Here is a 26,016-nt window from a genome sequence, read left to right as displayed (position 1 = left end):
TCGGTGCGCCCACGATACCGCGCCCCTGAAGGGCCCCGCTCCCACCCGCGCGCACGCCCGGTGAACGAGCGGGCCACCAGACACATATCGGTCCCCTCTCACCGGGCACCGGTATACCCTTCCACCCCAGCCATTTATCGTGCGGGTTCCGCCTCTGGAGGGCCTCCCTTGAATCTCCTCTCCTCGCTCCGCCGCGCGCTGCTGCTGGCACCGCTCGCGCTGTACACCCCTCCCGCCCTGGCGCACCTGGGCTTCCCGGACACCACCAGTGTCACCATCCGCCGCGGCCACCCCGAGGACATGTTCCTCGGCGCCACCTTCGGCGCTCTCATCTCTCGCGACACGGGAAAGACCTGGAGTTGGATCTGCCCCGAGGCCATGAACTACGGCGGCTGGCGCCCGGAAACCTTCCTCTGGCAGCCCGACGGTACCCTGCTCGCGGCCACCGGTGCCTCGCTCATCCGCTCGAACGACGGCGGCTGCACCTGGACGGTGCACAACTACTTCAAGTCCCAGGGGCTATGGCCCAGCGGGCTCGCATCCCCCGCGTCCAATCCCTCGCGCCTGTGGGTGACGACGAACCGCAGCGCCTCGCACAACGGCATCTATCGCAGCGACGATGGCGGCCAGACGTTCACCCCCGTCATGCAGAGCGACACCCTCGTCTTCACCGCCGTGAAGGTGGCGCCCTCGGACTCGCGGCGCATCTACGTCTCCGGCGGCACCGCCACCAACCTGCGCATCTTCCGCAGCGATGACGAGGGAGAGCACTGGGAAGAGCTCTCCCAACCCTTCCCGCAGTTCCCGGAGCCCCGGCCCCCCAACCCCCCCCCGTACGATCTGTTCGTCCTGAAGGTGTCCGACACCAACCCGGACCGGCTCTGGGCGCGCGTCTCCTGGCAGAACTGGACGTACGTGCTGGAGAGCAAGGACGGTGGCCGCACCTTCACCTCCGTGGTCCACCCGGAGGGAGAGGCGCAGGACGGGCTCGGCGAGTACCTCATCGGCATCGAGGTCTCCGCCGACGGCAACACCCTCTGGGCCGCCACGCATACGCGTCTCTTCCGCGTCCGCGCCGGAGAGACCTACGCCACCCAGCTGCCCCTGCCCGACGGCAATGCCTGTGCGCAGCGCGAAGGGGACGTCCTCTACGTTTGCGGCGCCTCGCGCCTGCACGACTGGGCCCTGGCCACCACCGCCGACGAGGGCCAGACATACACGGCCCTCTTCAACCTGCCCGACACCAAACCCCCGGCGTGCCCCGCGGGCACCCCGACACATGACATCTGCCGGCCCTACTGGCCCCAGTTCGCCCCCACCATCGAGGCCGACCCGTACCTGCCACCCGAGGAGACGCCGGATGCCGGGACTCCGCCGGATGGGGGTTCACCCGGCGCCGGCGACGCGGGCACGAACATACCGGATGCCGGCACCACCGATCCCAGACCGGAGGAGCCCCAGCCTCCGCCCAAGAAGGGATGCTCGTCCGCCAGCGGCCTCGTGCCCGCGGCCTGTCTGCTCGTGCTGTCGACCCTCCGCCGCTCGCGGCGGCGCAACCCGGAGAACTGAGCCATGAACGTCAAACACCTGAGCACCGTCTGCGTGGCCGCCCTGGCCCTGGCCACTTCCGCCTGCGAGCCCAACACCCCCACCCCCGTGGATTGCGGAGAGCCCCTCTACGCCGGCAGGTCCACCGATGAGGCCTGGCGCGCCCTGGTGGACGTGAAGCCGCGGCCCATCGACGCCTCCCGCGCCGTCAATCTCCTCTCCCCCTCCGTGGGCGAGGTGTACCCGGCCAGCGCCACCCCGCCCACCTGGGAGTGGACCTCGCCCCTGCGCGCCTCGTTGCAGCGCCCGGCCGAGGGCATGCTCGCGCTGAAGGCGGCGCCCCGTCCCTCGCGCTCCTTCGGCGCCTGGCTGGGAGAGCTCATCCTCCCCACCGCCCACGCGCACCTGCCTCCGTACACGGGAGACCTCTACTGGGTGGAGATCTCCGCCGGCGGTGAGTGCCCCGTGGTCCAGGTACTGACCTCGGAGCTGTCCTGGCAGCTGGACGACACCTCCTGGGCCGAGCTGGGCAAGCACACGGGCAAGGACCTCACCGTGCAGGTGATGAGCGCCTACCTCGTGCAGAACCGCGTCACCGAGGGCCCCTTCCGCCTCGCCGAGCCGCGCACCTTCCGCCGGAGCGCGCAGTGATGCGGCGCCTGCTCGCGCTGCTCGCCCCGCTCGCGCTCGGGGCCTGCACCGGTACGGAACCGGCGGAGCTCGACTTCGCCCATGACACCGCCTGGCCCACCGGGCCGGAGCTGCCCGCGCTCGGTGGCGGGCGCATCATCGTCACCAACAGCCTCGATGACACCGTGAGCCTGCTGGACCTGGACAGCATGCTCTCGCCGGGCTGGGGCGAGCTGGCCCGCATCCCCGTGGGGCTCAACCCCGTGGAGCTGGAGGGGCCGCACCACGCCGCCTTCTCCCCGCGCGGGGACTACTACTACGTGGGCCTCTCCTACTTCGTGCCCGGCGCCGGCTCGGGCCCGCACGGCAACCACGGCAGTGGCACCGCGGACGGCTACGCCCTCAAGCTGGATGCGAAGGACAACCGGCTGGTGGGCTCGGCGCGCGTGGACCGCAACCCCGGAGACCTCATCCTCAGCAAGGATGGCCGCACGCTCTACCAGACGCACTTCGACATCCTGAAAATCCAGGAGGCGGCGAACAGCGGCGTCACCGACGAGAGCAAGATGAACGCGCGCCTGGCCGTCATCGACGCGGACACGATGACGCGCAAGGCGATGGTGAACCTGTGCCCGGCGCCGCACGCGGTGCGTCTGTCCCCCGACGAGAAGCGGGCCTATGCCGCCTGCATCTCGGACGAGGTGGCCGTGGTGCAGCTCGACACGGCGACGCCCACCGTCTCCAAGGTGAAGATGCCCAACGCGGGCACCGCCCTGGCGCCGAGGCACGAGCCGTATGCGCTCACAATCTCGCCCACGGATGGCACGCTGTGGGTGAGCTCGCTCAAGAGCCGCATCGTGCACTACCTGGACCCCGAGTCGCTCACGGTGCGGCCCGAGCGTTCCATCTATGGCCTGCGCGGCGCGCCCATGTTCGGCGTCGTCACCCCGGACGGCAAGACGCTCTACCTGCCCTACCAGGCGGTGGACGCCGTGGCCGTCATCGACACGGCCACGTCCGCCATCCAGGGGGAGATCCACCTGTCGGACGCGGGCTGCCTCAACGTGCACCAGGTGGAGCTCACACCGGATGGCCGGCACGCCCTGGCGGTGTGTGAGGGCGACCACCGGGGCCCGGGCACACTGCACGTGTTGGATCTCCAGGCCGGCGAGGTGGGCACGGTGGTGAAGACAGTGCAGGTGGGCATCTATCCGGACTCGGTGGGCATCCTGCGGAGGAAGCCATGAGGTGGCTGGGATTGGGAGTGGTACTGCTCGCGGCCGGCTGTGGCCCCCGGCCCGCGGCGGAGTACGGCGAGGAGCTGTTCCGTGACGCGGCGCTGTCGGAGAGCCAGTACAACAGCTTCTCGTGCGCCACGTGCCACGCCACCACGGCCACGCCGCCCGCGGACAAGGTGTACGCGGGCCTCTCGCTGTACAACGTGGCGTCCCGTCCCCACTGGTTCGGCGGCTACGAGACACGTCTGCTGGACGCGGTGAACTTCTGCTACACGGCCTTCATGCGCGGTGTCACCCCGCTCGCGCCCGAGGACCCGGAGAGCCGCGCCCTCTACGAGTACCTCGTGAGCATCAGCCCGGACGCCCAGGCACCGGCGCAGCCCTTCACGCTCGTCAAGGACATCGTCGACGTGCCCCGGGGCAGCGCCAGCGAGGGCGAGCGCGTGTACAAGGCCGCGTGCCAGGACTGCCATGGCGAACCCCACACCGGGAAGGGCCGCATCTCGGAGCTCGCCTCCATCCTCCCCGAGGTCGCCAAGGACTACGACACGCTCTTCCCCGGGGTGCCCCACAGGATCGTCTTCATCGAGAAAGTGCGGCACGGCCGCTTCTTCGGCGTGGGTGGAAATATGCCGCCCTACAGCCAGGAATCATTGTCCGACCAGGAACTCGGGGCACTGCTCGAATTCTTGGACCTCTAGAACAAACCCCCGGGAACCGTCGTAGAGTAGACGTCACCTCCCGGGGGTCATACGCATGAGCATGGCGCAGTCGTCGCAGGGATCCGCAGTAACGCAACAGCAGTTGGAGCAGCGTCTGGCCGTGTTGGGGCCCAAGGACACCACGCGTGGATTCCTCTTCGGCTCGGCGCTGGAGTTGGTGCGGAGCGAGGGGAGCGCGGATGCGCTCAAGCGCTGTGTGGATGCGGCGGGAAGCGGCAACTTCACCGCCTTCTTCTCCTATCCCGTCAGCACCTTCCTCAAGCTGACGTACGCCGCCTCGCGCGAGCTGGCCGACAAGCACGGCGGCTTCGACGGGGCGATGCAGCACCTGGGCATGCGCGTCGCGCCGCGCTTCCTCGAGTCCACCACCGGCAAGATGCTGCTGTCGCTGGTGGGCAAGGAGCCCAAGCGGCTCGTCGAGAGCATGCCCTCGGCCTACAAGACGGCGTGGGACCACGGCTCCTGCTCGCTGACGTGGAGCGGCCCCAAGAGCGGGAAGATCGACTACGTCAATGCCGTCCCCGGGGCCTACTTCGCCGGCTCGTTGATGCAGATCCTCAACGCCGCCCAGCTCAAGGGCACGCGCGTCAACGTGCGGCAGAGCACCCTCACCGACTTCTCGGTGGAGTTCTCCTGGGAGTAGGCGCGAGGGCCCCGGCCTCGCGCCCGGGGCTTCTCAGGCCACGCGCACCTGCTGGGGGGCCTCACCCGTGCCCTCCTGGTAGCGGCCCGTCTGGATGGACCAGTCGACGTTGGCGCGCACCCAGCGGCGGATGCCCGTGACGTAGCGCGCCACGTGCGCGTCATGCTCGCCGAACGAGGGCAGGCTCTTCTCCTGCTCCAGGAAGCGCCGCATCGCCGTGTCGTGCATGTCCACCGCCACGTCGATGGCCTCCTGCAGCCCCAGCCCCCGCTCCTTCTGGATGGAGAACACCAGGTTGGGGTGGAACTCGTCCTGGAGATCCTGCGCCAGCGAGAACAGGTCGTTGGCCCACGCAATCACGTCCGTGGCCGTCTCCACCAGTTGCTGCAGGGCCGGGTGCGACAGCACCTCCTCGGGCAGCAGGAAGCCCTCGATGGCCTCCACCTGGGTGAAGCCCATGTACGTGCCCACCGACAGGCGGCGCAGCTGGATGTACGTGTCCACGTCCAGGCAGAGCCGGTTGCCGCGCACCTCCGCCTCCCAGATGGTGCCCTCGAAGTAGCACTGGCAGGCGTGGATGAAGCGCTTCATCCACTGCTCCGGCATCCGCTCGGCGATGCGCTCGCGGATGCTCGCCAGCAGCCACAGCAGCGGCGGCGCGTCGTGGTAGGGAATGGCGCCCTCGAGCACCGCCCGCGCCATCTCGCTCTGCTGGCGCACCCACTCTGCGGGCACCTCGCCCACGTCCACCTGGTCATCCCACGAGAAATTCCAGATGAGGAAGTCCAGCGCCGCGCGCAGGTTCTCCTGCGGCACGTCCGGGTGGCAGCGGCCCAGCAGGAAGGGGAAGTGGCTGCGCTGCAGCTTGCGGAACACCGAGTGTCTCGCGTGCACACCCAGGTACTTGGACCAGCGCTCCAGCGCCTCGCCCTCGATTTCATTCATGAGGGGGTGCAACTCCGGAGTGATCGGGCAGAACAGTTGCGGCAGGTGAAAGGCGCTCATGGTGGTCTCGCTCTCCCCCGGACTGCTGACGAGTCTGCTTCGACACGGAGTCGTGCAAGCCATGGGCCCACGTGAAGGGTTGCCCTTTCCCACCAGACCTCCCACCCCCTGATGCAAGTCTTCACGAGACGAGGGGGGGTAGAATTCCAGTAGGACTTTTTATTCTATCCGGCCCTATCCGGATTTACGGGGAGGTCCATCCGACCCTCCAGGTCATCATGCACCCGCCCCCACCACGCCCTGTGCACGGGCTTTCCGCAGGTCCATCCGGACCCGCCGCCCGCCCGCTCCCCCTGTCCCGTAAGACATTCCTCTGCCTGCGAATGCTCCCTACCTTTGGGTCAGCAGAAGTACGCCAGCAGGAGACATCTATGGGCAGAACCTACAGTTTCGAACCCTTCAAGTCGCAGCAGCCCGCGCAGACCTACCAGGGCTCGGGCGCGCGGCTCGGCAACGCGGAGCACGAGCTCGCGTCGAGCCAGGAGCACGCCACGCTGCCCAAGGCTCCCGCGACCTATGGACAGGCCCACGCCGAAACCGTGAAGCGTTATCGCTCACGCGCCCAGGCGAGGAAGCGCGCCCCCACGGTGAAGGCGAAGGGCACGGCCAGGCCCGCGGCGAAGAAGACCACGGCCCGGGCGAAGACCGCGGCGGCCAAGAAGGCACCCGCCCGCAAACAGACGGCGGCGCCCAAGGCCACCACGGCCCGGAAGCCCATGGTGGAGAAGAGCCCCACCCGGAAGAGCGCGGCCGAGCCCGTGTCGCTGCGCAACGTCGGGCGCAAGGTGCTGTCACGTGCCGCGGCGGCGGCGAAGAAGACCGTGGCGCGCGCCGTGAAGACGGCCACCCGGCGCGTGCCGGCGAAGAAGCGCTGACGGGGAAGCGCCGAGGCGCGCGGCTCGCTCCCCTCTTCACCGGCCCCGGACGCCAAGCCATCGGAACAAAGTCCTTTCAGGGGTGAGTGAATCCGCCTTCCGGGCGCGCTCTTCACGAACTTGTCCAACAGTTGGACAAGTCTGGCGAGACCGTGCCCGGAGGGCTCCCTCCTGCTTTCGAGCTGAGGGCAGACCCCTGAACGGACTTACTTCGGCTGGCTTAGACTCGGGACCGCCATGCGTTACTTCGGAGTGGAAGAAGCCAACCGCCTCATCCCAGTGCTCACCCGCACCTTCACCCTGGTGCGGCCGTTCGTGGAGCGCGTGCACGCACTCGTGCGAGAGCTGGAGGCGCTCCAGGAGGCTGGAGCCGGCCCGGAGCGCACCGCGCCGCTGCGCGGAGAGCGGGATGCGCTCATCGACCGCATCCAGGGCGAGCTGGAGCAGTTCCAGGACCTGGGCGTGGAGCTCAAGGCCGCGGACGGGCTGGTGGACTTCCGCGCGCTCAAGGGCGGACGGCCGGTGTACCTCTGCTGGCGCTTTGGCGAGACGGCGGTCACGCACTGGCACGAGCTGGAAGGGGGCTTCGCCGGGCGGCAGCCCATCGTCCATGCCGGCGAGTTCGCCGCGTCCTACCTGAGCTGAAACTCCTGACGGAGCGGCCCTCGCCCTCCTGCCTGCCCCCAACCCCGGTTCCTGTCCCGAGAGGTACTCCCTACCTTCCGGTCCAGCGCGGGAATTCAAACCACGGGCAAGGAGACAGGGATGCGCACCTATAGCTTCGATCATTTCAAGGCGGACAAGCCGGAGCCCAGCACGACGAATCCAGGTGGTGCCGAGCAGACGCCTCCCGTGGAGCAGGCCAGGCCCCACACGGACGAGGGACTGCACTACGGACGCCAGCACGCGCAGACGGCGGAGCTGTACCGCAAGCACCGCGAGGAGCGGGAGCGCGCCGAGCAGATGCGCGTCTCCGAGACCCCCACGGAGTCCAAGACCGCGCCGCGCGAGGCGATGGAGTCGCGGACCGCCGAGCCCCCACGCCAGGACACGAAGCAGCCCCGGGCCGAGCAGTCCCAGGCGCTCGAGACGGACGAGGCCGGACAGGCGGGCCTGAAGGACCTGGCCCAGCAGGCGGTGTCGAGCGTGCTGGAGGCGGCGAAGGAAGCGGCCAAGGGAAGACCGCTCAGCGGGGCACGGAAGCTGGCCGGTGGGGCGCTCTCCGGCGTGCGCCGGGTCGCCCAGGAGGTGTCCGCCCGGACGGGCCGCACCGTGAAGAAGGAGCAGGAAAAGGTACAGGACAAGGAACAGGAAGGCGGCACGAAGAAGAAGAAGAAGGGACCGAGCAAGAAGCGCTAGCCACGGGCCCCTCGACCCACGCGCCGTTCATCCCCACCTTGGGGAGAAGGTTCTGTCCGGAGGAATCGCATGTTCCGACCCCTGAGCGTGTTGGTGACCGGTGCCACCGGAAAGCAGGGCGGTGCGTTGGCCCGCCTGCTCCTCAAACGGGGGCATCGCGTGCTCGCGTTCGTCCGCTCCCCGGACTCGCCCGCGGCCGAGGAGCTGGCGCAACGGGGCGCGGAGCTCGTCACCGGGGACTTCGATGAACCCGAGAGCCTCGAGCGCGCCATGGTGGGCGCGGACGCCGTGTTCGCCATGGCCACGCCCTTCGGGGGCGGAGGGCTCGAGGGCGAGGTGCGCCACGGCCGCCACCTCATCGACGCCGCGAAGCTGGCCCGCGTGCGCCACTTCGTCTACTCGTCGGTGGCGGGCGCGGACCAGAACACCGGCATCCCCCACTTCGACACCAAGCACGTGGTGGAGGAGCACCTGCGCCGCAGCAGCCTGCCCTATACCATCGTGGCGCCCGTCTTCTTCATGGAGAACTTCCTCGGCGACACCTATGTGCAGCGGATGCGCGAGGGGGTGCTGCCGCTGCCACTGCCTCCCCACCAGGGGCTGCAGATGGTGAGCATGGCGGATCTCGCCGCCTTCTGCGCCCGGCTGATGGAGTGGCCCGAGGAGCTCCTCGGCAAGCGCATCGAGGTCGCCTCCGACGAGGTGACGGGTGAGCAGGCCGCGGCCCTCCTCTCCTACGTCAGCGGCCACAAGCTGCACTACGAGGAGACGCCGCTGGAGGCCGTGCGCTCGGCCAACGAGGATCTGGGACGCATGTTCGAGTGGCTGCGGAATGTGGGCTACCACGCCAACATCTCCATGCTGCGCCGGGACTTCCCCGAGGTGGGCTGGCATACCTTCGAGGACTGGGCACGCGTGCAGGACTGGGACGCGCTGCTGGGCACCGCCTGGCGCGGCACCAACGCCGCCGGGCCCTAGCTTCCACCCCAGGCGGCCACCGCGGCGTCCCGGCATGTCCCCGGGTCCACTCCTTAATGTTCAGGGAGGAGAACCCCCATGCGTACGCGCGCTCCCTGGCTCGCGCTCGCGGCGCTGTTGCTCGCCGCGGGCTGCGTTACCACCACCACCCTGCAACCCCTGCCGAGCACTCCCCTCGCCCAGGCCGGCGTTGCCGTCGCCGAAGCCGATGGCGTGCGCCTGCTGGCCGCTGGGGACGCGTGGAGGGGCAATCCCTCGGACCTCGGGCGCATCGTCACCCCCGTCAAGGTCCACCTCGACAACCAGAGCGGCCGGCCCCTGCGCATCGATCCTGGCTCCTTCACACTCCAGGGCGGCTCCCGGTTCTCCTACGCCGCCCTCTCCCCCTTCGAGATGAGCGAGGAAGGCAACGCGGCCGTGGGGGGCTCGGGCTACGAGGGGGGCAACGTGGCCATGTCCATCGGCGTGGGCGTGGGCGTGTCCCCCTACTGGGCCTGGGGGCCGGGCGCGGCCGGCTGGGGCTATCCCTGGGGCCCGGGCTGGTATGGCCCCGGGTTCGGCCCCGGCTGGTATGGCTCCTACTACGGGCCAGGCTGGTATGACCCCTTCTGGGGACCGTATGCCTCCTGGTACGCGTGGCCACCGCCCGAGCCGCTGCCCACGCGCGACATGCTGCGCAATGCCCTGCCCGAGGGCACGCTGGAGCCGGGCGGCACCCTCACCGGCTTCCTCTACTTCCAGAACGTGAGCGGGCGCGAGGGCACCGTCACCCTCCAGGCGCAGCTGGTGGACGCACGCACCGGAGAGCCGGTCACCACCCTCTCCATCCCCTTCGGCGTGAGCTCCTAGTGCAGGAGCGTGGGGCGCTCGGTGAGCGGCATCGGCGGGTGGGGCAGCAGCGAGTCCTCGCCGATGAGCCCCACCTTGCGGCGGATGGCCTCCCCCTTCAGCGGCAGGCCGAAGAGCGGACCGAAGAGACAGACATCGAAGGCACCCGTGAGCAGGGGAACGAGCCCCCCCAGCGCCATCAGCTTGCCCTTGACCGAGCCCGTGGACAGGCCGCCCACCACCAGGGACGCGCCCGCCAGCATGCGCGTCCACCGCCCCGTCCTCGAAGCCATGAAGCCCACCATCATCATCCACCTCCGGACCCGGGGAAGATGGGCACGAGAGGGCAGACGACACCAGCGCCCCCGGGCCGCTCGCCACCTTCGTGCACCGGCCAACCTTCTGCGCGAGCCTGGTTGCCCGCCGGGTGACGGGCCATCGCTCCGGCCCTAGCTTGAGTGTCCGGGGCCGCCGCCCGGCGGTCCCTCCAGCGTGAGGAGGAGTGGGCACATGGCGGAGCGTTCGGAGCTGCACGAGGGCATGGTGGTCTGGACCCACCGGGGCGAGAAGCTCGGGCATGTCGTCGAGGTGACGGACCAGGGCTTCATCGTCGAGAAGGGCCTGCTCGTCTGGCGCAAGGACTACGCCGTGTCACTCGATGACGTGCGGGAGATCGTCGCGGACGAGGTGTACCTGAGCCATGGCCCCGACAGCCTCCTGTCCGGGCCGCGGGAGATCGCCCGCCCGCCCCGCCGCACCACGCACTGAGGTCCGGAGCGAGGCTCCGAGCGAGCCGTCCAGACGTCACCATCACAAAACACGAATCCCGCTCCATCCTGACGCAAGACCGCGGCTTCTCCATCCACGCCCCGAGGGCCGGGCACGAGAGGAGAAGCCACCGCACGGGAGTCGGTGCCGTGAAGAATCCGGGTGACGTACACAATCTGGAGTCCTCCCTTCTCCAGAATGGAGACCCCCTCACCTTCCCGGTGGACCCCTTCCCGCGCCTACGCCCGATGCGGGAGGGAGCCCCTCAGGAAACGGTCCACCTGCGCGAGCAGGCCCGGGCCGCGGAGGAGCTGCTCGCGGAGCTGCTGCCCCGGTGCGAGGAGTGGCTCGCGACGCTGAGATGGAAGGCCGCGTGCGCCCAGCACCTGCGCTTCGCCGGACAGCTGCTTCCACTCATCAGCGGCGCCGCGTTCCTCACCCAGCTCACCGAGAACATCGGCGTCGTCCGCTACCTGATGGGCATATTGTCGCTGCTGGGCCCCATCGTGGGGCTCTCCTCCCAGCACGTGGAGAAGACGCTGCTGCAGGGGCACACCGCCAGTGAGCTGCTGCCCAAGCTGCTGGAGGCGCGTGCGAACGGGGAGCGGCTGCGGCGCGAGCTCCAGGTGTGGCAGAGCACGGGCACGGACGAGGAGCCACTCCACGAGCTGCTGCTGAAGACCCACCGTGTGGCCCATGACATCCACACGCAGGGGCCGATAATCGGCAAGCTGCCCTGGTACAAGCGCGGCTCCCGGCGGGAGAACTCCCTGTCCGTCCCCGCCCCCGCGTGAGGGGCGGGAAGGGGTGCTCAGGCGCCGAAGTCCACGCGCTGCACCGAGTCGTCATGGCGCGCGCCCTGGTAGACGTGCCAGGCCGCGACCAGGTCCTGGAAGGGCAACCCCACCGAGCCGAAGAGGGTGACCTGCCCGGCATCGGTGCGCCCTGATTTCCCGCCGGCCAGCACCTCGCCCAGCTCCGCGTAGATGATGTCCTCGCCGAGCCCCGCCCCCGCGGGGGCGCCCATGGCGACGTTCAACGCCCGGTGGTCACAGAAGAAGGTGGACTGGCGCAGCAGCCCGGCGGAGAGCTCGGCCTTGCCCGGCTCGTCCGCGCCCAGCGCGGTGACGTGCGAGCCGCCGCGCAACATGCCCGGGAAGAGGAAGGGCTCACGCGAGGGCGTGGAGGTGATGACGATGTCCGCGTCCTCCACCGCCTCCTCCACCGACATGGCCGGGCGCACCGGCAGGTTGAGCGCGTGGTACATGCGGGTGGAGAACTCCACGGCCCGGGCCGCGTCCACGTCGAAGACGCGCACGTGGTTGAGGCTGCGCACCAGCCGCAGGCTCTTGAGCTGCATGGAGGCCTGGGCCCCCGCGCCGATGAGGGCCACCCGGGAGGCGTCCTGCCGGGCGAGCACGTCCGCGGCCAGCGCGCCCACCACCCCGGTGCGCAACGCCGTGAGGTGGCCCGAGTCCAGCATCGCCAGCAGCGCCCCCGTCTCCAGGTCATGCAGCTGCACCACGCCTTGAATGGCGGGCGAGCGGCCGGGGAACTTCGCGTGCACCTTCACGGTGTAGGCGGGAATGCCGGGCAGGGTGCCGGGAAAGACGACCAGTGCGCTGCCCTTGTCGTGCAGGGGAGCGCGGGCCCGCTGGGGCTCCGTGGAGCGGTGCTCCGCGTCCGCGCGGAAGGCCTCGCGCATCTCCGAGAGGAGGGTGAGGGCCTCCATGTGGCGGACAACATCACTGCGGGCGAGGAGAAGGGTGCTCATCTTGCCTCCAACCTAACCCTTCCCCTCCCCCGGGTGGGGCTTCGTCGGTGGGAAGCGGCCTCTACCCTCCGAGGAGGGGCGGCCAGGACGGGAAGGGCTGGCACGCCGCGACGGTGGATGAGGGGAATGCCCTACGACTCCCAGGCTCCTCCTCCAGGAACGCTGGTACGAGGCCGTGCCCATCCACCATGAGCAGACTCAAGGCGGGCCGCGGGGGTTCGCCTTGGGGGAGCGTGCATGAGGGATCAGGAGCCACCTCAACCGCCCGGACCACCCGGGCCATCCGGGCTGGAAACCGAGGGCCAGTACCAGCTCGCGGACTTCCTGCGACGGCACCGGGAGACCCTCCTCGAGGACTGGGAGCGTGCCGTACGGATGCGCCACCCGGAGCCCCTCCCGGACGGAGCCCTGCTGCGCAACCACATTCCCGAGTTCCTCGACCGGCTGGCGGACGCCGCGGAGCAGGCCTCGGTGGAGCAGCCGCCACGGATTCCCGAATTCGTCCCCGGGGAGCACGGCCTGCAGCGGCTGGAGCTGGGCTTCGAGCCGGGTGAGGTCGCCCTGGAGTACGGGCTGCTGCGCCTCTGCATCCTCCGGCGCATGGAGCGCTCGGGCCACTGGCCGGGCATCGCCGAGCTGGAGCTGCTCGACGAAGCCATCGACCAGGGCATCATCACCGCCATCACCCAGTACGCGCACATGCGCGAGCGGATGCTCCAGGCGCTGGAGCGCGTGTCCCAGGCGGCGCTCGAGAGCGAGGACCTGGACACCTTCCTGCCGCGGCTGCTCAAGGTGTTGATGGAGACGGCGGTGGCGGTGGACGGAGCCTCCATCCTCCTGCGCGAGGGGGAGCAGCTGCGGCTGCGGGCGGCGGAGGGGCTCGGGGCGGAACAGGCGCTGGCGGAGGGCCTCAGCCTCCCGTTGGACCAGGGCCTCACGGGCAAGGTGATCGCCGAGGGGCAGCCGCGCACGGTGCGCTCGGCCGCCACCCATCCCCAGCTGGGCTACGAGCCCGTCCGCGAGCTGGGCTTGCGCGCGGTCTACAGCGTGCCGCTGCAGCAGGGCGAGACGCTCGTGGGCGTGGCGCACATGGCGTCACGGACGGTGTTCGACTTCAGCGAGTCCGACAAGCTGCTCTTCCGGGCCATGGTCACCCGCGCCACCGGCTTCATCGTGCAGGCGGAGCTGGCCGAGCGCGAGCGGCTCATCCGGGCCGAGGCCCAGCACTCGCTGGCGCAGCTGGACACGTTGTTGAAGGCCTCGCCGGTGGGCATCGCCTTCCTGGACCAGGAGCTGCGCTACCTGCGCATCAACGAGACCCTGGCCAGCATCCACGGCCACTCGGTGGAGTACCACCGGGGCAAGCTCATCCGCGAGGTGGTGCCCGGCTGGGTGGCCGACCTCTACGAGCCCCTCTTCCGCCGCATCCTGGAGACGGGGCAGCCGGTGTCCAACCACGAGTTCATCAGCCATGGCCCGGACTGCAAGGGCCCGGCGCGCTACTGGCTGGGCAACTACTACCCGGTGCGCTCCGAGAACGGCGACGTGCTGGGGCTGGGCTGCGTGGTGGTGGACATCACCCCGCAGAAGGCGGTGGAAGCCGAGCTGCGCCGCTCCGGGGAGTTGCGCGAGCAGCTCATCGGGGTGCTGGGGCATGATCTGCGCAACCCGCTCAATGCCATCAGCGCCTCGGCCTTCCTGCTGCAGAGGACGGAGGACCTGAGCGAGGGGGCGGTGCGCGCGGTGGAGCGCATCCGCAAGAGCGCGGGGCGGATGGCGCGGATGCTCAATGACATCCTCGACTTCGCGCGCAGCAGCGTGGGGGGAGGCCTGCCGGTGTTGCGCGAGCGGGTGAACCTGCACGACATCGCCCGGGGAACACTGGAGGAGTTGCAGGTGACGCACCCGGGCCGGCGGTTCGAGTTGGAAGCACGGGGAGACGGGTGGGGGTGGTGGGACGCGGACCGGCTGGCGCAGGTGGTGGGGAATCTGCTGAGCAATGCCTTGCATCACGGGCGGCCGGACACACCGGTCCGCGTGGAGGTGCGCGAGGAAGGGGACGAGGTGCTGCTCTCGGTGCACAACGAGGGAGAGCCCATTCCCGCCGAGCTGCAGGCGACCCTCTTCCAGCCCTTCCGGCGGGGCACCACGGGCAAGGCGGCCACCCGCAGCGTGGGACTGGGGCTCTACATCGTCCGGCAGGTGGCCCACGCACACGGCGGCGAGGTGGAGGTGCGCTCCCTGGCGGGCGAGGGCACCACCTTCACGGTGCACCTCCCCCGCGGAACGCCGTCGCCCCCCGTGTAGCGGGGCCCGGGGCTAGGCCGGACGGGGCAGGCGGCTCATGCGCCGGGCGATGCGGAAGCCCATCTCCAGGGCCTGGCGGTAGTTGAGCCGCGGATCGCACAGGGTGGCGTAGTTGCGCTCCAGATCCCTCTCGGTGATGCCGACGGCGCCCCCCATGCACTCGGTGACGTCCTCGCCCGTGAGCTCGAAGTGCACCCCGCCCAGGTGGGTGCCGAGCTGCTCGTGCACGTCGAAGCTCTGCTCCACCTCGCGCAGGACGTCATCGAAGTTGCGCGTCTTGATACCGGAGGAGGTGCTCACGGTGTTGCCGTGCATCGGGTCGCACACCCACAACACGAGCCGGCCCGCCCGCCGCATGGCCTCCACCACCGGGGGAAGCGCGGCCGCCACCTTCTGGGCCCCCATGCGGGTGATGAGGACGAGCTTGCCCGGCTCGTTCTCCGGGTTGAGCTGTTCGGCCAGACGGACGGCGTCGTCGGGAGACACGCTGGGGCCCAGCTTCACGCCCACCGGGTTGCGGATACCGCGGAAGAACTCCACGTGCGCCCCGTCCAGGGCGCGGGTGCGCTCGCCAATCCACGGCAGGTGCGTGGTCAGGTCGTACCAGCCCGGACGCCACGGAACCTGGCGCGTCTGTGCGGACTCGTAGTGGAGGTTGAGGCCCTCGTGGCTGGTGTAGAAGTCCACGCGCGTGAGGTCCGCCACGTTGCGCTCGCCCAGGGCCTCCATGAAGCGCAGGGCCTCGCTGAGCTTGCGGGTGGTCTGCTCGTACTCCTCGCGCAGCTCGCCCGGCACGGCGGCCTGCTGGAAGAAGCTCAGGTCCCAGTACTCGGGGTGGTGCACGTCCGCGAAACCACCGTCACTCAGCGAGCGCACGAAGTTGAGCGTCATCGCCGCGTGGTGGTAGCAGGCCAGCATCAGCCGGGGATCCGCCCGCCGCGCCTCGGGGGTGAACTCGGGCCGGTTGACCAGGTCCCCGAAGTAGCTGGGCAGCTCCACACCGCCGCGCGTCTCGGTGGGCTTGGAGCGCGGCTTGGCGTACTGGCCGGCGATGCGGCCCACGCGGATGACGGGCCGGTGCCCCCCGTGGATGAGCACCAGCGACATCTGCAGCATGATCTTCTGCCGGTTGGTGATGATGTCCGGACGGCAATCGGAGAGCGACTCGGCGCAGTCCCCGCCCTGCAACAGGAAGCGGCGGCCCTGCTGGGCCTCCGCGAGCAGCTCGCGCAGCCGCTCCACCTCCCAGGAGGTGACCAGCGGAGGAAGCCGGCCGAGCTCCGCGACGACGTCCTCCACCTCCTTGGGGGCCTCGTAACGGACGTCTTGGGTGATGGGCTTCGTCTTCCAGGAAGTGGGGGACCAGGTGCTCATGCGCGAGTGCAGGAGTATCACAGGGAGCCCCTGGTCCGCTGGGTGCGACACCGGCAGCAGGGGAGATGACGTCGCGCGTGCTGGACGGGAGGCGCCGCGGGCGGACGCGGGTGGGCCGCGGGCTCTCTCGGAGGTGCGCATGGCCCGGTGTGTGCTTGGGGCGCCCCTGGCATGTCCGGACCCCATGACCTCTTCGTCCGCTACACCTTCGGCCACCCCGAGCGCGCCGCCGCCGAGCTGCGCGCCGCCCTGCCCTCCCACGTCTCCGCCGAGGTGGACTGGGACTCGCTGCGGCTGGAGTCCGGGAGCGTGGTGGACCCGGAGCTGCGCAAGACGGAGACGGATCTGCTCTTCTCGGCCCGGCTGCGCACCGGTCAATCCTTGCTGCTCTATGTGTTGCTCGAGCACCAGTCGTCGGTGGACCGGTGGATGGCGTGGCGCATGCTGCGCTACGTGGTGCGCTGGGTGGAGTCGTGGCGGCAGGCGCATCCGGAGAGCACACGGTTGCCCGTCATCATCCCGCTCGTCATGTACCACGGAGCGGATGGGACCTGGACGGCGCCACGCCGGGTGGAAGAACTCTTCGACCTACCGGAAGAAGAAGGGGCGCGGGAACACTGGCGGGCCATGGTACCGCGCTTCGAGTACCTGCTGGATGACCTGAGTGCCGAGCGGGAAGAAGCGCTGAGGGCGTGTCCCGGTCCCCCGCTGGTGCGACTGACGTGGCTGGCCTTGCGCTACGGCCGCACCGCGGAATTGGCCCACCGTCTACCGGACTGGACGGTGCTCTTCGCCCAGCTGCGGGCCACTCCTGATGGTGCCGAGAACCTCCGGATGCTCGTCCGTTACCTGCTCTATATCGGGGACAGCGCGGCCCGACAGGCGACGAGGCAGGTGTTACATTCGGTGGTGGATGCGCAACGCGCGGAGGAGCTGATGCGGAGCTGGGGCGAGAGGCTCATCGACTGGGGGATGCGACGGGGGTTGGCACGGGGCAAGGTCGAGGGACGCGCCGAAGGACGTGCTGAAGGACGTGCCGAGGATGTGATGCGGATTCTCGCCGCACGCCGTGTGTACGTTCACGACGAGGCCCGGCAACGCATCCTCTCCTGCACGGACATCTCCCTCCTGGACCGATGGTTCGATCGCGCCCTGGACGCCCGCACGCTCTCGGACGTACTGGACGAGCCGGCGCAGTAGCGCACCTCCGCGTCCGGCTCACTTCGCCGGTGGCGTAAGGGCCAGGGTGTGGAGGGCCTCGGCGACCATGCGGGTGGTGGCGTCGAGGTTCTCGAGGGAGATGAACTCGTCCGGAGCGTGGCCCATGTAGAGGTCCCCGGGGAAGGCCGGCCCGAAGTCGACGGCGCGCGGGAAGAGGCGCGCGTAGGTGCCACCCCGCACGGACAGGGGCTTCGCGTCCGGGGCATTGCGGTGCCGCTTGTAGATGTCGAGCAGCGTGGTGACGAGCGGTCCCGAGGTGTCCGCCACATGCGGCGCCCCCACGTAGCGGGCGCCCTCACCGCCCTTCACCTCCTTCACCCGGCCACCGGTGTCGCGCTCGAGCCGGGCCGCGGCCTCGTCGAGCGAGGCGTTGAAGGCCGCGCTGTCCTTGCCCTGGGGCCGGCGCATGTTGATGGCCAGGCTCACCTTGCCGTCCTTCACCCGCAGCACGTTGGGCGTGACGAGCAACCGGCCCATCAGCGCGTCCTGGTAGGCCACGCCCAGCTTCTCACCCCAGTGGTCTCCGTCGAAGCGCTCGGCCACCACCCGCAGCAGGGTCTGGATGCCATTGGGCTCCAGCGGCAGCTTCGCGGCCACGGCGGACAGGTCCCACAGCGCGTTGGCCCCCTCCTCCGCCACCGAGGCGTGCACCGCATTACCGTGGGTGGTGAGGACGAGCCGCGTGCCCTCCTGCTTCACCTCGGCCCGCAACGAGGGACGCGCCGTGCGCACCGCGTCCACGGCCTCCCGCACGGTGGCGAGCGCCTTCTCCGGCTCCAGGCCCGCGGGCTCCAGCTTCAGCGTGGCGGCACCGGGCACCTGGGTGAGGAACTCACCGGCGGTGACGTCCACGGCGCGCAACTGGCCCGGCGTGGGTTGCGCGGGCGTCGCGCCCACCTCGGCCTCGAGCGTCCAGGCGACGAAGCCTCCCTGCGCCGCCACCACCGGGTAGTCCGAGTCCACCGAGATGACGTGCGCCGGGTGCGGCTTCTGCGTCTCCGCGTACTTCGCCATGCCGGTCCAGTCACTCTCCTCGCCGTTGCCGATGATGACGAGCACCCGGCCCTGGGTGGGGCTCAGCCCCAGCTCCTTCGCCATCGCGAGCGCCACCAGGGTGGATGCCAGCGGGCCCTTGTCATCCTCGACGCCGCGGCCATACAGACGGCCCTGGGCGACATAGGGCTCGAAGGGAGGCTTCTTCCACTCGTGCGCGGGCGCGGGGACGACGTCGCCGTGGAAGACGAGCCCCAGCCGTGGCTCGCCCTCGCCCCACGACAGCTCGAAGACGTCGTTCTCCCCCACGATGCGGAAACCCAGACCGCGCGCCTTGGCCCACTGCTCCAGGAAGCGGCCCATGGCGGCGAACTCCGGGCTCTTCGCCGCGGGCAGCTCGCTTCCGACAGTCTTGAAGCGGACGAGGGACTTCGTGAGCTCCACCACCGCGTCCAGCGAACAGGCGCGGACATACTCGGCGTAGCGCTCGGCTGGCTGCTTGCCCTTCAGGGCCTGGGCGGAGAAGCGGGCGGCGCGAGCCTTCGGCGAGCCCTTGCAGCGGGCATCAGCGGCGAGGGCGAGCGAGGGAATCAGGAAGCACAGGGTGGCGAGCAGTCGGGTACGCATCGCGCCCCGGTGTACACCAGTGCCCGGGAGGTGTCCCGGGCACCTGTTCCCCAGAGGGGATGCCGCTCTCTAGCGGCCGTGGCGGCGGGTACGGACCGGAACCGGTACCGGCACCCGCCGCAAATGACCCCCGGACTGGTCGTCCTCGTCCCGGACGCCGGCACGCGCGAGGTGCTTGGACAGGCGGCCCACCAGCATCAGGCCCGCCATGCGGAAGTCGGAGAAGAGCGACCAAAGCGGGTACTTGAAGGTCGCCGGGCGATTGCGCTCGAGGGTGAAGTGGCTCACCCACGCGAAGCCGTAGCCGGACACCAGCGCGAACGGGAGCAGGTTCGCCTTGCCCGTCAGCCCCGCGGTGACGGCCAGGCTCACCGCCACCGAGGTGCCCAGGAAGTGCAGCCAGCGCGTGCTGGGTAGCGAGTGCTCACGCAGATAGTACGGCCAGAACTCGGCGTAGGTCGGGATGCGCTCGTTCATAGGTGGATTGTGCTTCCGGAGCCTCCCCATTCGTCAACCCTCTGCCACGTCTCTTTGGCGATCTGGTGTCATTCGGCCTAGGGTTGACCCACTTCAGGAAGACGGATCGTGAACGACTGGACGCCCAAGCCCATTCCCTCGGCCGCCGTCTCGAAGCTCCCCCTCACCCCGGAAGAGGGCTTTCTCCTGTCGCGTCTGGACGGATTCACGTCCGTGCGGCACCTGCCCGCCCTCACCGGCTTTCCTCCCGAGCGCGTCCAGGCCATCCTGGCCCGCCTCGTCGAGCACGGCGCGGTACTACCCGCGCCTACCCCCGCCCCCGCGCCACCACCCGCCACGCCCGCCGCGAGGAGCGGGGCCGCATCCGAGGAGCCCCAGGCCGAGACCGAGGAGCCCGGGGAGGAGGAGCCCGCGGAGGAAGCGGAGGAGCCCGAGGACGCCACGGTCGAGGCCGCCGCGGGCAACTGGCGGCAGCTGTTCGAGCGGCAGTTGCATCCGCTCCCCGAGGACCAGCGGGCGAGCCGGGCCCGGTCGGCCGAGGACCCGGAGCTGTCCGCCTTCTGCTTCGACCCGGTGCCGGCGGTCATCAAGTCGGTGCTGGAGAACACGCGGGTGGGGCTGGGGCACGCACGGCTCATCGCGAGGCACCACCACAACCCGGTGGGACTGGAGGCGCTCTGTGGCCGGGCGTCGTTCGCATCGGACGCCGGGGTGCGCCGCTGGCTGGTGCGCAACCCGCAGCTGCCGGTGAGCCTCTTCCGCCGCCTGTGGGGAGGGCGCCGGCTGATGGAGCAGTACAAGGTGGCGATGGACCGGGACGTGCCCGAGGGCACCCGCCGCACCGCGCGCGAGGTGATGCGCACGCGCTTCAACACCGCGCCGGCCGAGGAGCGCGTGGAGCTGATCCTCAACACGGAGGGCCGGGTGCTGGCCTCGCTGGTGGGGCTGGCGGTGGACGGCAAGACGGCGGCGCTGCTGTGCGGACGCACCTACCGCTCGCCCATGCTCATCCAGAACATCGCGCGCTGGAGCGCGGCGCCGCCGGCCCTCATCGTGCACCTGCTCAAACAGGAGGCCGTCCGCCGGCAGCCCATGCTGCGCCAGTTGCTGCAGCGCCATCCCAACGCTCCGGCGGACGCGAAGCGCGGCGGGTAGCGGCCGAGCCCCTCCATCACCGAACAGGAGAACTCGCATGAGCAGCCGAGTCGCGATGCTGACGCTGTCACCCCTGCTGCTCATCGCGACGGTGGGCTGCCCCCATGCCTGGAGCAGGGAGGGAACCATCGAGCAGGCCCTGGAGCGGGACATGATCGAGTACTACTCGATGAAGGACTGTGCGCTTGACAAGCGAGAGTGGGAAGATGCCTGTGCGACGTTTTACGAGAGGGAGAACAATCCCGCGGCACAGCAAGTCTGCCCCCCCGAGTGTCGCCCCACGCCTCCATCTGGCACTCCGTGAGACGGGAGAGTTCCATGAGATGGCATGCCCTCCTGGCCTCCGCGCTTGGCCTTCTTCTGGCACTGCCATTGGCGTGGCTGCTCCATGTCGCCACATCAAGAAAGGGAGCGGAAGAGCCACGCTCCCAAGGCAAGCCTCCTGTACCCATGCTCTCAAACGAGCAGCGGCGAGCCCTCCTCACCTACGGGCAATCGTGCGTTTCGGATAGGGACTGCGAGTCGCCCCTCCGGTGCTTCTTCAGCACCCACACGATGAGCCGTTACTGCACGGACAGCCGATGCGTGACGGACCTGCAATGCCAGGAAGGCTTCGTCTGCCGGACCCAGACCACCTCGGGTGGAGCACCCCTCCGCGTCTGCTCGCTGACAGGCATGCGCAAAGAAGGCGAGGCATGTTGGGAGCATGCGTCCAGCCGTGATGACGCCTGCGAGAAGGAGTTGCTCTGCCAGTCCCGATGTGGCCGCCCCTGCCAACCGGAGGAGCCTTCGTCCTGTCCCGAAGGCTTCTTCTGTCAGGAGGGGCCATTGGACGGACCCTCCTGCCTCCCCACCTGCGAGGGCCGGACCTGCCCCGACGGTCAGCGGTGCGTTGCCCTGGACAGGCCCCCGCTCAAAGGCAGACACGCCTCTATCTGTGCCACGGTGTACGGACAGGATTGCCAGCAGAATCCCTGTCCCCAGGACCAGCTCTGCCTGCTACAGACCTCACCACGGCCCGTGGATGCGGTGTGGATGCAGTGTGTCTCGGGCTGCGGCGCAGGCGCGCCGCCCTGCCCCGAGGGCACCGTCTGCAACCAGTACATGTGCCACAAGACCTGCTCCCCCGAGGACGCCTCCTCCTGCGAGCCCGGCTTCACCTGCCACCGCAAGACGGACAAGGAGCCGTGGCGGTGCGTGCCCACTCCCCGCGCCGCCGCCAACTCCTCGCCGTAGGGCCTTACTCGAAGATGCGGCCCTCGAGCGCCTCGATGGCGGCGCGAATCTCCGGGGGCACGGGCACCTTCTCGTACGTGGGGTAGCGCAGCGTGACGAGCACCGCTCCGCCCCGCGCATACCGCACCCCACTGTTCGCATCCTCCACCGCGTACTCCATGGTGATGCTGGTGTTGCCCAGCCGCGTCACCCGCGCTCCCACCACCAGCTCCGCCGGGAAGACGACGGGGCGCAGGTACTCCGCGTTCGTCGCGGCGACGATCGGCCCCACCCCGCCCTCGGGCTTCTGCATCTCCGCGCTCACCAGCCCCACCCGGGCCATGTAGGCGATCCGGGCCGCCTCGAACCAGGTGAAGTAGCGCGCGTTGTTCACGTGGCCGTACGCGTCCATCTCGCCCCACTGCACGGGGAAGCGCACGGTGATGGGAAACTCGTTCATGGCCTCGTCATGCACCACGGCCCAGGCCCTCCCGGCAACCGGAATCTTCCGCCCGCTCGCCCGCTCCCCCTCCATCTGCCCCATCACGTCCCGGGCCGGGGAGTTGACCCGGGCCCGGGGCTGGGGGACCGTCGCCTCCAGTGACACCACACGAGCCCGCCACCGCGAAGAAGCCGCAGCCCGCGGAGACGCCCGAAGCGCCCTCCCACGACGTCACCCTCCACGAAGCCGGCGAGCCCGACGACTCCGGTACCGCCACCCGGCCCGAGCAGCACGCGGACATGGTGCGCTGGCTCCACCCGTCCATGCTCATCCGCACCGGCATGGACGCGCTGGTGGCCGCCGTCTTCGGCGCTCGCGCGGACCACCGCCTCGTCGAGGCCGTGGTGCGTCCCCAGCCGCCCTACTTCGACTACTCGGAGGAGTCCCCCGGCGAGGACTTCTGGCTGGACTACGTGGCCGACACCGGTGACGGGTGGAACCCCACCTACGCCGTGGCCCGGCTGCTCGCGCTGCCCTCCCTCGAGGTGAAGGACCCCACCGGCCAGGCCCATGCCATCGAGCGTGGACGCATCCTCGTGTTCGGCGGCGACCAGGTGTACCCGGGCGCCAGCCGCGACACCTACGAGGAGCGCCTCGTGCAGCCCTACGAGGAGGCCCTGGGCCGCACCCAGGAGCCCAGCCCGGACCTGTTCGCCATCCCCGGCAACCACGACTGGTATGACGGCCTGTCCGCCTTCATGCGGCTGTTCTGCGCCAACCGCTGGCTGGCCGGCCGGCGCACCCGGCAGAGCCGCAGCTACTTCGCCCTCAAGCTGCCCCAGGGCTGGTGGCTCGTCGGCACCGACGTGCAGCTCGACAGCGACATCGACGTGCCCCAGGTGGAGTACTTCCGCCAGGTCGCCACGCACATGAAGCCCGAGGATCGCATCATCCTCTGCAACGCCGAGCCCGCCTGGGTCATGGCCACCACCGCCAAACGGCGGCGCGGCTACCTGGAGAACAACCTCGACTACCTCCAGGAGAAGGTGTTCGGCCGGCGCATCAGCCTCTTCCTCGCTGGAGATCTGCACCACTACCGCCGCCACGAGGACCCCGAGGGCAAACACAAAATCATCGCGGGCGGCGGCGGCGCCTTCCTCCACCCCACCCACGCTCCGGCGGCGCGGCGGCTGCGCGACCGGTACACGCTCAAGAAGAGCTTCCCGGACGAAAAAACCTCCCGGAAGCTCGCCCGGCAGAACCTGATGCTCATCCGCCACAGCCCGCTCTTCGGGTTGATGACGGGCGCGCTCTACCTGCTGCTCGCGCTGGTCACGTACACGGAGATTGGAAGCTACGGGCTGACACAGTTCCCCCAGGTGCTCTCCGCGGTGGCGTCCTCGGTGGTGACACGCCCCTGGTCCCTGGTGCTCGGGCTGGCCACGATCGGCGGGCTCATGGGCTTCGCGGACAAGGACTTCGGACGCTGGCGCTGGCTGGCCGGCGGACTGCACAGCCTGGCGCACATCACCGCCGCGTTCCTCGTGGCCTGGGGCGGCATGTACTTCACCGCCAGCGTCCTGGGCATCTGTCAGGAAATCCTTCCCGGCAACACCATCCTCGTGCCCGGGGCCACCCTGTGCGCCGCCGGGTGGAAGCACGTGTGGGCCAAGTTCTTCCTGGGCGCCTTCTTCACCTTCCTGGGCGGCTTCCTCGTCGGGCCCTTCATCATGGGCCTGTACCTGATGGTGAGCGTCAACGGCTTCAAGGCCCACTCCAACGAGGCCTTCATTTCGCTCGCCATCGACGACTTCAAGAACTTCCTCCGGCTGCGCATCGACAAGGACGGACAGCTCACCGTCTTCCCCGTGGGCTTGAGGCGCGTGCCTCGCCAGTGGAAGGAGACGCACGCCGGCCCCTACGCGCCCGCCTATGAGCCGGATGACCCCAGGGCCACCCCGCCCGAGCTCATCGAGCCGCCCATCCGCGTGACACCCCGGAGCCCGCGCTCCTAGCCATCCGCCCCGCTCCATCCCCGCTCAATCCCACAAGGGGGCGGAGCACTCGCCGCACTGGCGCTGCGCCAGATCCAACCACTCCAGCGCCTCGGCGAGCACCCGCGCCGTGGGCTGGCCGTGCACCTCCACCACCCCGTACAGCTCGCCGAAGCGGCTGGCCACCGCCACCACCGCCGTCCCGGGCACGCGCCCGAAGCACTCGGAGAGCTTCCACGTCACCGTGCCCTGCTCGTCCTTCAGTGCTCCTGGCAGCACTGGCTCTCCGGGCTGGCCGGGCATCATCACCGTGAAGGCCTCCACCTCCTCCTCGTGCCATCCGGGCGCCAGCGCCTCCAGCTCCGCGTGCAATCGCTGGCAGTCCTCACAATTGGCGTGCAGCAACGCCACCACCATCTCCCGCCGTTGCCAGGCCTTGCGCGTCCCGCGCTCGTGCCCATCCTCGGTCGCGAGTTGGAACAGGGGGATGTCTCGTCGCAGCGGCATGGTCCACCTCCTCTCTTCCAATAACACCCACCTGGCCCCTGAATCCCATACAGTGGCTCCACGGGATTTCCGGGAACATCTGATTGATCTCGCAGCACACCGGCCTGTTTTGGTGTAAAATTCCCGCATGACTGGCTTGTTCCTCTCCGTGCAGTCTCGCCCTGCCCTCATCTGCCTGCTGGCCGCATGTATCGCCCTGGGTGGTACCGGGTGTGCCACGGCCTCACGGGCAACCACCTCGGCACTCCCCGCGCCGGAGCCCATCGCCAAGACGGCGCCGGCCCCCGCCCCCAAGCCCGAGCCGGCTCCCGCCCCCGTGGCCAAGGCCACGCGGCCCAAGAAGCGCGCGGTGTCCCGGTCCGCGCCGATCGCCGAGGTGAAGACGGAGGCGAAGGCGGAGGCGAGGACGCCGGTGGCGGCCCGGACGGCCGAGCTGAAGAGGCCCCAGCCCGAGGCGCCCGGTGCGGGCGAGCCGGTGGCCTTCGAGCCCGCGGTGATGACGCGTCCGCAGCGGGTGAGCGGCAGGGAGCCGCAGTTGACCCCCGAGGCCCGGGCCGAGCGCGTGCGCGGCACGGCGCTGGTGCGCTGCGTGGTGACGCGGGAGGGCCGGGTGACCAACTGCCGGCTGCTCAATGGCCTGCCCTACATGGAGCAGGAGTTGCTCGAGGCCCTGTCCACCTGGCGGGTTACTCCCGTCATGGCCCAGGGCAAGCCCCTCGACGTGGATTACACCTTCGTCCTGCGCATCCCCACGGGGTGAGAGGCGGACGTCATGTCCGTCGGGTGTTCCCAATCGTGAGCGCCCGGGTCCGGGAGATTGAGCGATGCGCAGGCGGAAGCCTACGACCGGAACCTTCCTCAGGATTCCCCTCGCCGATGGCTCCTTCGGCTATGCGAGGCTGCTCGAGTCCCCGTATGCGGCCTTCTACGACTACAGGACCACGGCTCCGGACTCCGATCTGGACCGGATCGCATCGAGCCCCATCCTCTTCAGGATCGCTGTCCGCCATCTGGCCCTCGAAGAGTGGGAAGTCCTGGGGCGCAGGGCACTCGAAGCGCCCCTGACCGAGCCCGTCGTCCAATTCATGCAGGACAGGGGGGACTTCCGCCGCTGCACCATCTTCGACACAGCAGGGCATGAGCGAGCCGCCGAGCCCCAGGAATGTGTGGGTCTCGAGCGGGCGGCGGTCTGGGAACGGGATTCCGTGGAGGGACGCCTGCTGGACGCCTTCCAGGGAAGGCCCAACGCCGATGTGGAGCACCTCAAGGTCCGTCTGCGGTGACCCGGGCCGCCCGCCTGGGAAGCACCTGCCCGCCCCTCCGGCAAGGTGAGGAG

The 26,016-nt window shown here is 69.7% G+C and carries 28 protein-coding genes; 20 read left to right on the top strand and 8 right to left on the bottom strand.

Annotated features, from left to right (window positions below):
* Window positions 1-168: 168 nt before the first annotated feature.
* The 5 genes from BO221_RS38650 to BO221_RS38630 are packed head-to-tail and all read left to right on the top strand — an operon-like array spanning window position 169 to window position 4,781.
* Window positions 169-1,569 carry a sialidase family protein gene (locus BO221_RS38650; RefSeq protein WP_073565864.1) on the top strand — a complete coding sequence of 467 codons (1,401 nt, stop codon included), beginning with the start codon at window positions 169-171 and terminating at the stop codon, window positions 1,567-1,569.
* Window positions 1,570-1,572: 3 nt separating this feature from the next.
* Window positions 1,573-2,199 carry a hypothetical protein gene (locus BO221_RS38645; protein WP_073565863.1) on the top strand — a complete coding sequence of 209 codons (627 nt, stop codon included), beginning with the start codon at window positions 1,573-1,575 and terminating at the stop codon, window positions 2,197-2,199.
* Complete coding sequence (locus tag BO221_RS38640) at window positions 2,199-3,425, top strand: YncE family protein (protein WP_073565862.1); 1,227 nt, start codon at window positions 2,199-2,201, stop codon at window positions 3,423-3,425. Before BO221_RS38645 ends, BO221_RS38640 begins: the two co-directional genes overlap by 1 nt.
* Window positions 3,422-4,117 carry a c-type cytochrome gene (locus tag BO221_RS38635; protein ID WP_073565861.1) on the top strand — a complete coding sequence of 232 codons (696 nt, stop codon included), beginning with the start codon at window positions 3,422-3,424 and terminating at the stop codon, window positions 4,115-4,117. Before BO221_RS38640 ends, BO221_RS38635 begins: the two co-directional genes overlap by 4 nt.
* Before the next feature lie 55 nt (window positions 4,118-4,172).
* Window positions 4,173-4,781: a TIGR02265 family protein gene (locus tag BO221_RS38630; protein ID WP_083682060.1), complete on the top strand. Its 609-nt coding sequence runs from the start codon at window positions 4,173-4,175 to the stop codon at window positions 4,779-4,781.
* A 33-nt stretch (window positions 4,782-4,814) separates the two neighbouring features.
* On the opposite strand, the gene BO221_RS38625 is transcribed toward BO221_RS38630, so the two are convergent.
* Window positions 4,815-5,786, bottom strand: coding sequence for a hypothetical protein (locus tag BO221_RS38625; RefSeq protein WP_073565859.1), 972 nt, complete (start codon window positions 5,784-5,786; stop codon window positions 4,815-4,817).
* A 371-nt stretch (window positions 5,787-6,157) separates the two neighbouring features.
* Here BO221_RS38625 and BO221_RS55100 point away from each other — a divergent pair, with 371 nt between their 5' ends.
* The 5 genes from BO221_RS55100 (at window position 6,158) to BO221_RS38600 (ending at window position 9,847) form a co-directional block, all read left to right on the top strand.
* Complete coding sequence (locus BO221_RS55100) at window positions 6,158-6,661, top strand: hypothetical protein (protein WP_158079988.1); 504 nt, start codon at window positions 6,158-6,160, stop codon at window positions 6,659-6,661.
* 237 nt (window positions 6,662-6,898) lie between these two features.
* Complete coding sequence (locus tag BO221_RS38615) at window positions 6,899-7,306, top strand: DUF2203 domain-containing protein (protein WP_073565858.1); 408 nt, start codon at window positions 6,899-6,901, stop codon at window positions 7,304-7,306.
* 120 nt (window positions 7,307-7,426) lie between these two features.
* Window positions 7,427-8,020, top strand: coding sequence for a hypothetical protein (locus tag BO221_RS38610; protein WP_073565857.1), 594 nt, complete (start codon window positions 7,427-7,429; stop codon window positions 8,018-8,020).
* 69 nt (window positions 8,021-8,089) lie between these two features.
* Window positions 8,090-8,998 (top strand): NmrA/HSCARG family protein, encoded by a 909-nt coding sequence (locus tag BO221_RS38605; protein ID WP_073565856.1) that lies wholly within the window; start codon window positions 8,090-8,092, stop codon window positions 8,996-8,998.
* A gap of 78 nt (window positions 8,999-9,076) precedes the next feature.
* A complete protein-coding gene (locus BO221_RS38600) occupies window positions 9,077-9,847 on the top strand; it encodes a hypothetical protein (RefSeq protein ID WP_073565855.1) in 771 nt (256 codons plus the stop codon).
* Here the strand turns inward: BO221_RS38600 and BO221_RS38595 are convergent.
* Window positions 9,844-10,119: a YgaP-like transmembrane domain gene (locus tag BO221_RS38595; RefSeq protein ID WP_233166450.1), complete on the bottom strand. Its 276-nt coding sequence runs from the start codon at window positions 10,117-10,119 to the stop codon at window positions 9,844-9,846. The genes BO221_RS38600 and BO221_RS38595 overlap by 4 nt on opposite strands.
* A 217-nt stretch (window positions 10,120-10,336) precedes the next feature.
* On the opposite strand from BO221_RS38595, the gene BO221_RS38590 reads away from it, so the two are divergent.
* Together BO221_RS38590 and BO221_RS38585 are read left to right on the top strand one after the other, a co-directional pair.
* A complete protein-coding gene (locus BO221_RS38590; RefSeq protein ID WP_073565853.1) occupies window positions 10,337-10,594 on the top strand; it encodes a hypothetical protein in 258 nt (85 codons plus the stop codon).
* Window positions 10,595-10,743: 149 nt separating this feature from the next.
* A complete protein-coding gene (locus BO221_RS38585; protein WP_073565852.1) occupies window positions 10,744-11,388 on the top strand; it encodes a hypothetical protein in 645 nt (214 codons plus the stop codon).
* Between the two features lie 17 nt (window positions 11,389-11,405).
* Here the strand turns inward: BO221_RS38585 and BO221_RS38580 are convergent, their stop codons facing one another.
* Complete coding sequence (locus BO221_RS38580; protein WP_073565851.1) at window positions 11,406-12,368, bottom strand: ornithine cyclodeaminase family protein; 963 nt, start codon at window positions 12,366-12,368, stop codon at window positions 11,406-11,408.
* Window positions 12,369-12,605: 237 nt separating this feature from the next.
* On the opposite strand from BO221_RS38580, the gene BO221_RS38575 reads away from it, so the two are divergent.
* A complete protein-coding gene (locus BO221_RS38575; protein ID WP_233166449.1) occupies window positions 12,606-14,675 on the top strand; it encodes an ATP-binding protein in 2,070 nt (689 codons plus the stop codon).
* A 12-nt stretch (window positions 14,676-14,687) separates the two neighbouring features.
* Here the strand turns inward: BO221_RS38575 and BO221_RS38570 are convergent, their stop codons facing one another.
* A complete protein-coding gene (locus BO221_RS38570) occupies window positions 14,688-16,049 on the bottom strand; it encodes a class II 3-deoxy-7-phosphoheptulonate synthase (RefSeq protein WP_073565850.1) in 1,362 nt (453 codons plus the stop codon).
* Between the two features lie 171 nt (window positions 16,050-16,220).
* On the opposite strand from BO221_RS38570, the gene BO221_RS38565 reads away from it, so the two are divergent.
* Entirely contained in the window at window positions 16,221-17,249 is a 1,029-nt protein-coding gene (locus BO221_RS38565) for an Rpn family recombination-promoting nuclease/putative transposase (RefSeq protein ID WP_073565849.1), read from the top strand.
* An 18-nt stretch (window positions 17,250-17,267) separates the two neighbouring features.
* On the opposite strand, the gene BO221_RS38560 is transcribed toward BO221_RS38565, so the two are convergent.
* Together BO221_RS38560 and BO221_RS38555 are read right to left on the bottom strand one after the other, a co-directional pair.
* The gene (locus BO221_RS38560; protein ID WP_073565848.1) at window positions 17,268-18,890 is read right to left on the bottom strand and encodes a Sapep family Mn(2+)-dependent dipeptidase; all 1,623 of its coding nucleotides are present in this window, start codon (window positions 18,888-18,890) and stop codon (window positions 17,268-17,270) included.
* A 69-nt stretch (window positions 18,891-18,959) separates the two neighbouring features.
* Window positions 18,960-19,367: a DUF962 domain-containing protein gene (locus BO221_RS38555; RefSeq protein WP_043410590.1), complete on the bottom strand. Its 408-nt coding sequence runs from the start codon at window positions 19,365-19,367 to the stop codon at window positions 18,960-18,962.
* Window positions 19,368-19,475: 108 nt separating this feature from the next.
* On the opposite strand from BO221_RS38555, the gene BO221_RS38550 reads away from it, so the two are divergent.
* The 3 genes from BO221_RS38550 (at window position 19,476) to BO221_RS53065 (ending at window position 21,758) form a co-directional block, all read left to right on the top strand.
* Window positions 19,476-20,522 carry a hypothetical protein gene (locus BO221_RS38550; RefSeq protein ID WP_073565847.1) on the top strand — a complete coding sequence of 349 codons (1,047 nt, stop codon included), beginning with the start codon at window positions 19,476-19,478 and terminating at the stop codon, window positions 20,520-20,522.
* Between the two features lie 37 nt (window positions 20,523-20,559).
* A complete protein-coding gene (locus tag BO221_RS38545) occupies window positions 20,560-20,826 on the top strand; it encodes a hypothetical protein (protein ID WP_073565846.1) in 267 nt (88 codons plus the stop codon).
* 731 nt (window positions 20,827-21,557) lie between these two features.
* The gene (locus tag BO221_RS53065; RefSeq protein ID WP_083682058.1) at window positions 21,558-21,758 is read left to right on the top strand and encodes a hypothetical protein; all 201 of its coding nucleotides are present in this window, start codon (window positions 21,558-21,560) and stop codon (window positions 21,756-21,758) included.
* A gap of 4 nt (window positions 21,759-21,762) precedes the next feature.
* On the opposite strand, the gene BO221_RS38535 is transcribed toward BO221_RS53065, so the two are convergent.
* On the bottom strand, window positions 21,763-22,344 hold the full coding sequence (locus BO221_RS38535; RefSeq protein WP_369865934.1) for an acyl-CoA thioesterase: 582 nt from the start codon (window positions 22,342-22,344) through the stop codon (window positions 21,763-21,765).
* Window positions 22,345-22,478: 134 nt separating this feature from the next.
* On the opposite strand from BO221_RS38535, the gene BO221_RS38530 reads away from it, so the two are divergent.
* Window positions 22,479-24,194, top strand: a complete 1,716-nt coding sequence (locus BO221_RS38530) for a hypothetical protein (RefSeq protein WP_073565951.1) — start codon at window positions 22,479-22,481, stop codon at window positions 24,192-24,194.
* Window positions 24,195-24,218: 24 nt separating this feature from the next.
* On the opposite strand, the gene BO221_RS38525 is transcribed toward BO221_RS38530, so the two are convergent.
* Complete coding sequence (locus tag BO221_RS38525) at window positions 24,219-24,680, bottom strand: hypothetical protein (RefSeq protein ID WP_073565844.1); 462 nt, start codon at window positions 24,678-24,680, stop codon at window positions 24,219-24,221.
* Window positions 24,681-24,807: 127 nt separating this feature from the next.
* On the opposite strand from BO221_RS38525, the gene BO221_RS38520 reads away from it, so the two are divergent.
* Together BO221_RS38520 and BO221_RS38515 are read left to right on the top strand one after the other, a co-directional pair.
* Window positions 24,808-25,440: an energy transducer TonB gene (locus BO221_RS38520; RefSeq protein ID WP_073565843.1), complete on the top strand. Its 633-nt coding sequence runs from the start codon at window positions 24,808-24,810 to the stop codon at window positions 25,438-25,440.
* 64 nt (window positions 25,441-25,504) lie between these two features.
* The gene (locus tag BO221_RS38515) at window positions 25,505-25,963 is read left to right on the top strand and encodes an Imm26 family immunity protein (RefSeq protein WP_073565842.1); all 459 of its coding nucleotides are present in this window, start codon (window positions 25,505-25,507) and stop codon (window positions 25,961-25,963) included.
* Window positions 25,964-26,016 lie beyond the last annotated feature (53 nt).

This window comes from Archangium sp. Cb G35 (genome assembly GCF_001896145.1).
In the GTDB taxonomy this organism is placed as follows: Bacteria; Myxococcota; Myxococcia; order Myxococcales; family Myxococcaceae; genus Archangium; species Archangium violaceum.
This window is presented reverse-complemented; position numbering and strand designations above follow the sequence as displayed.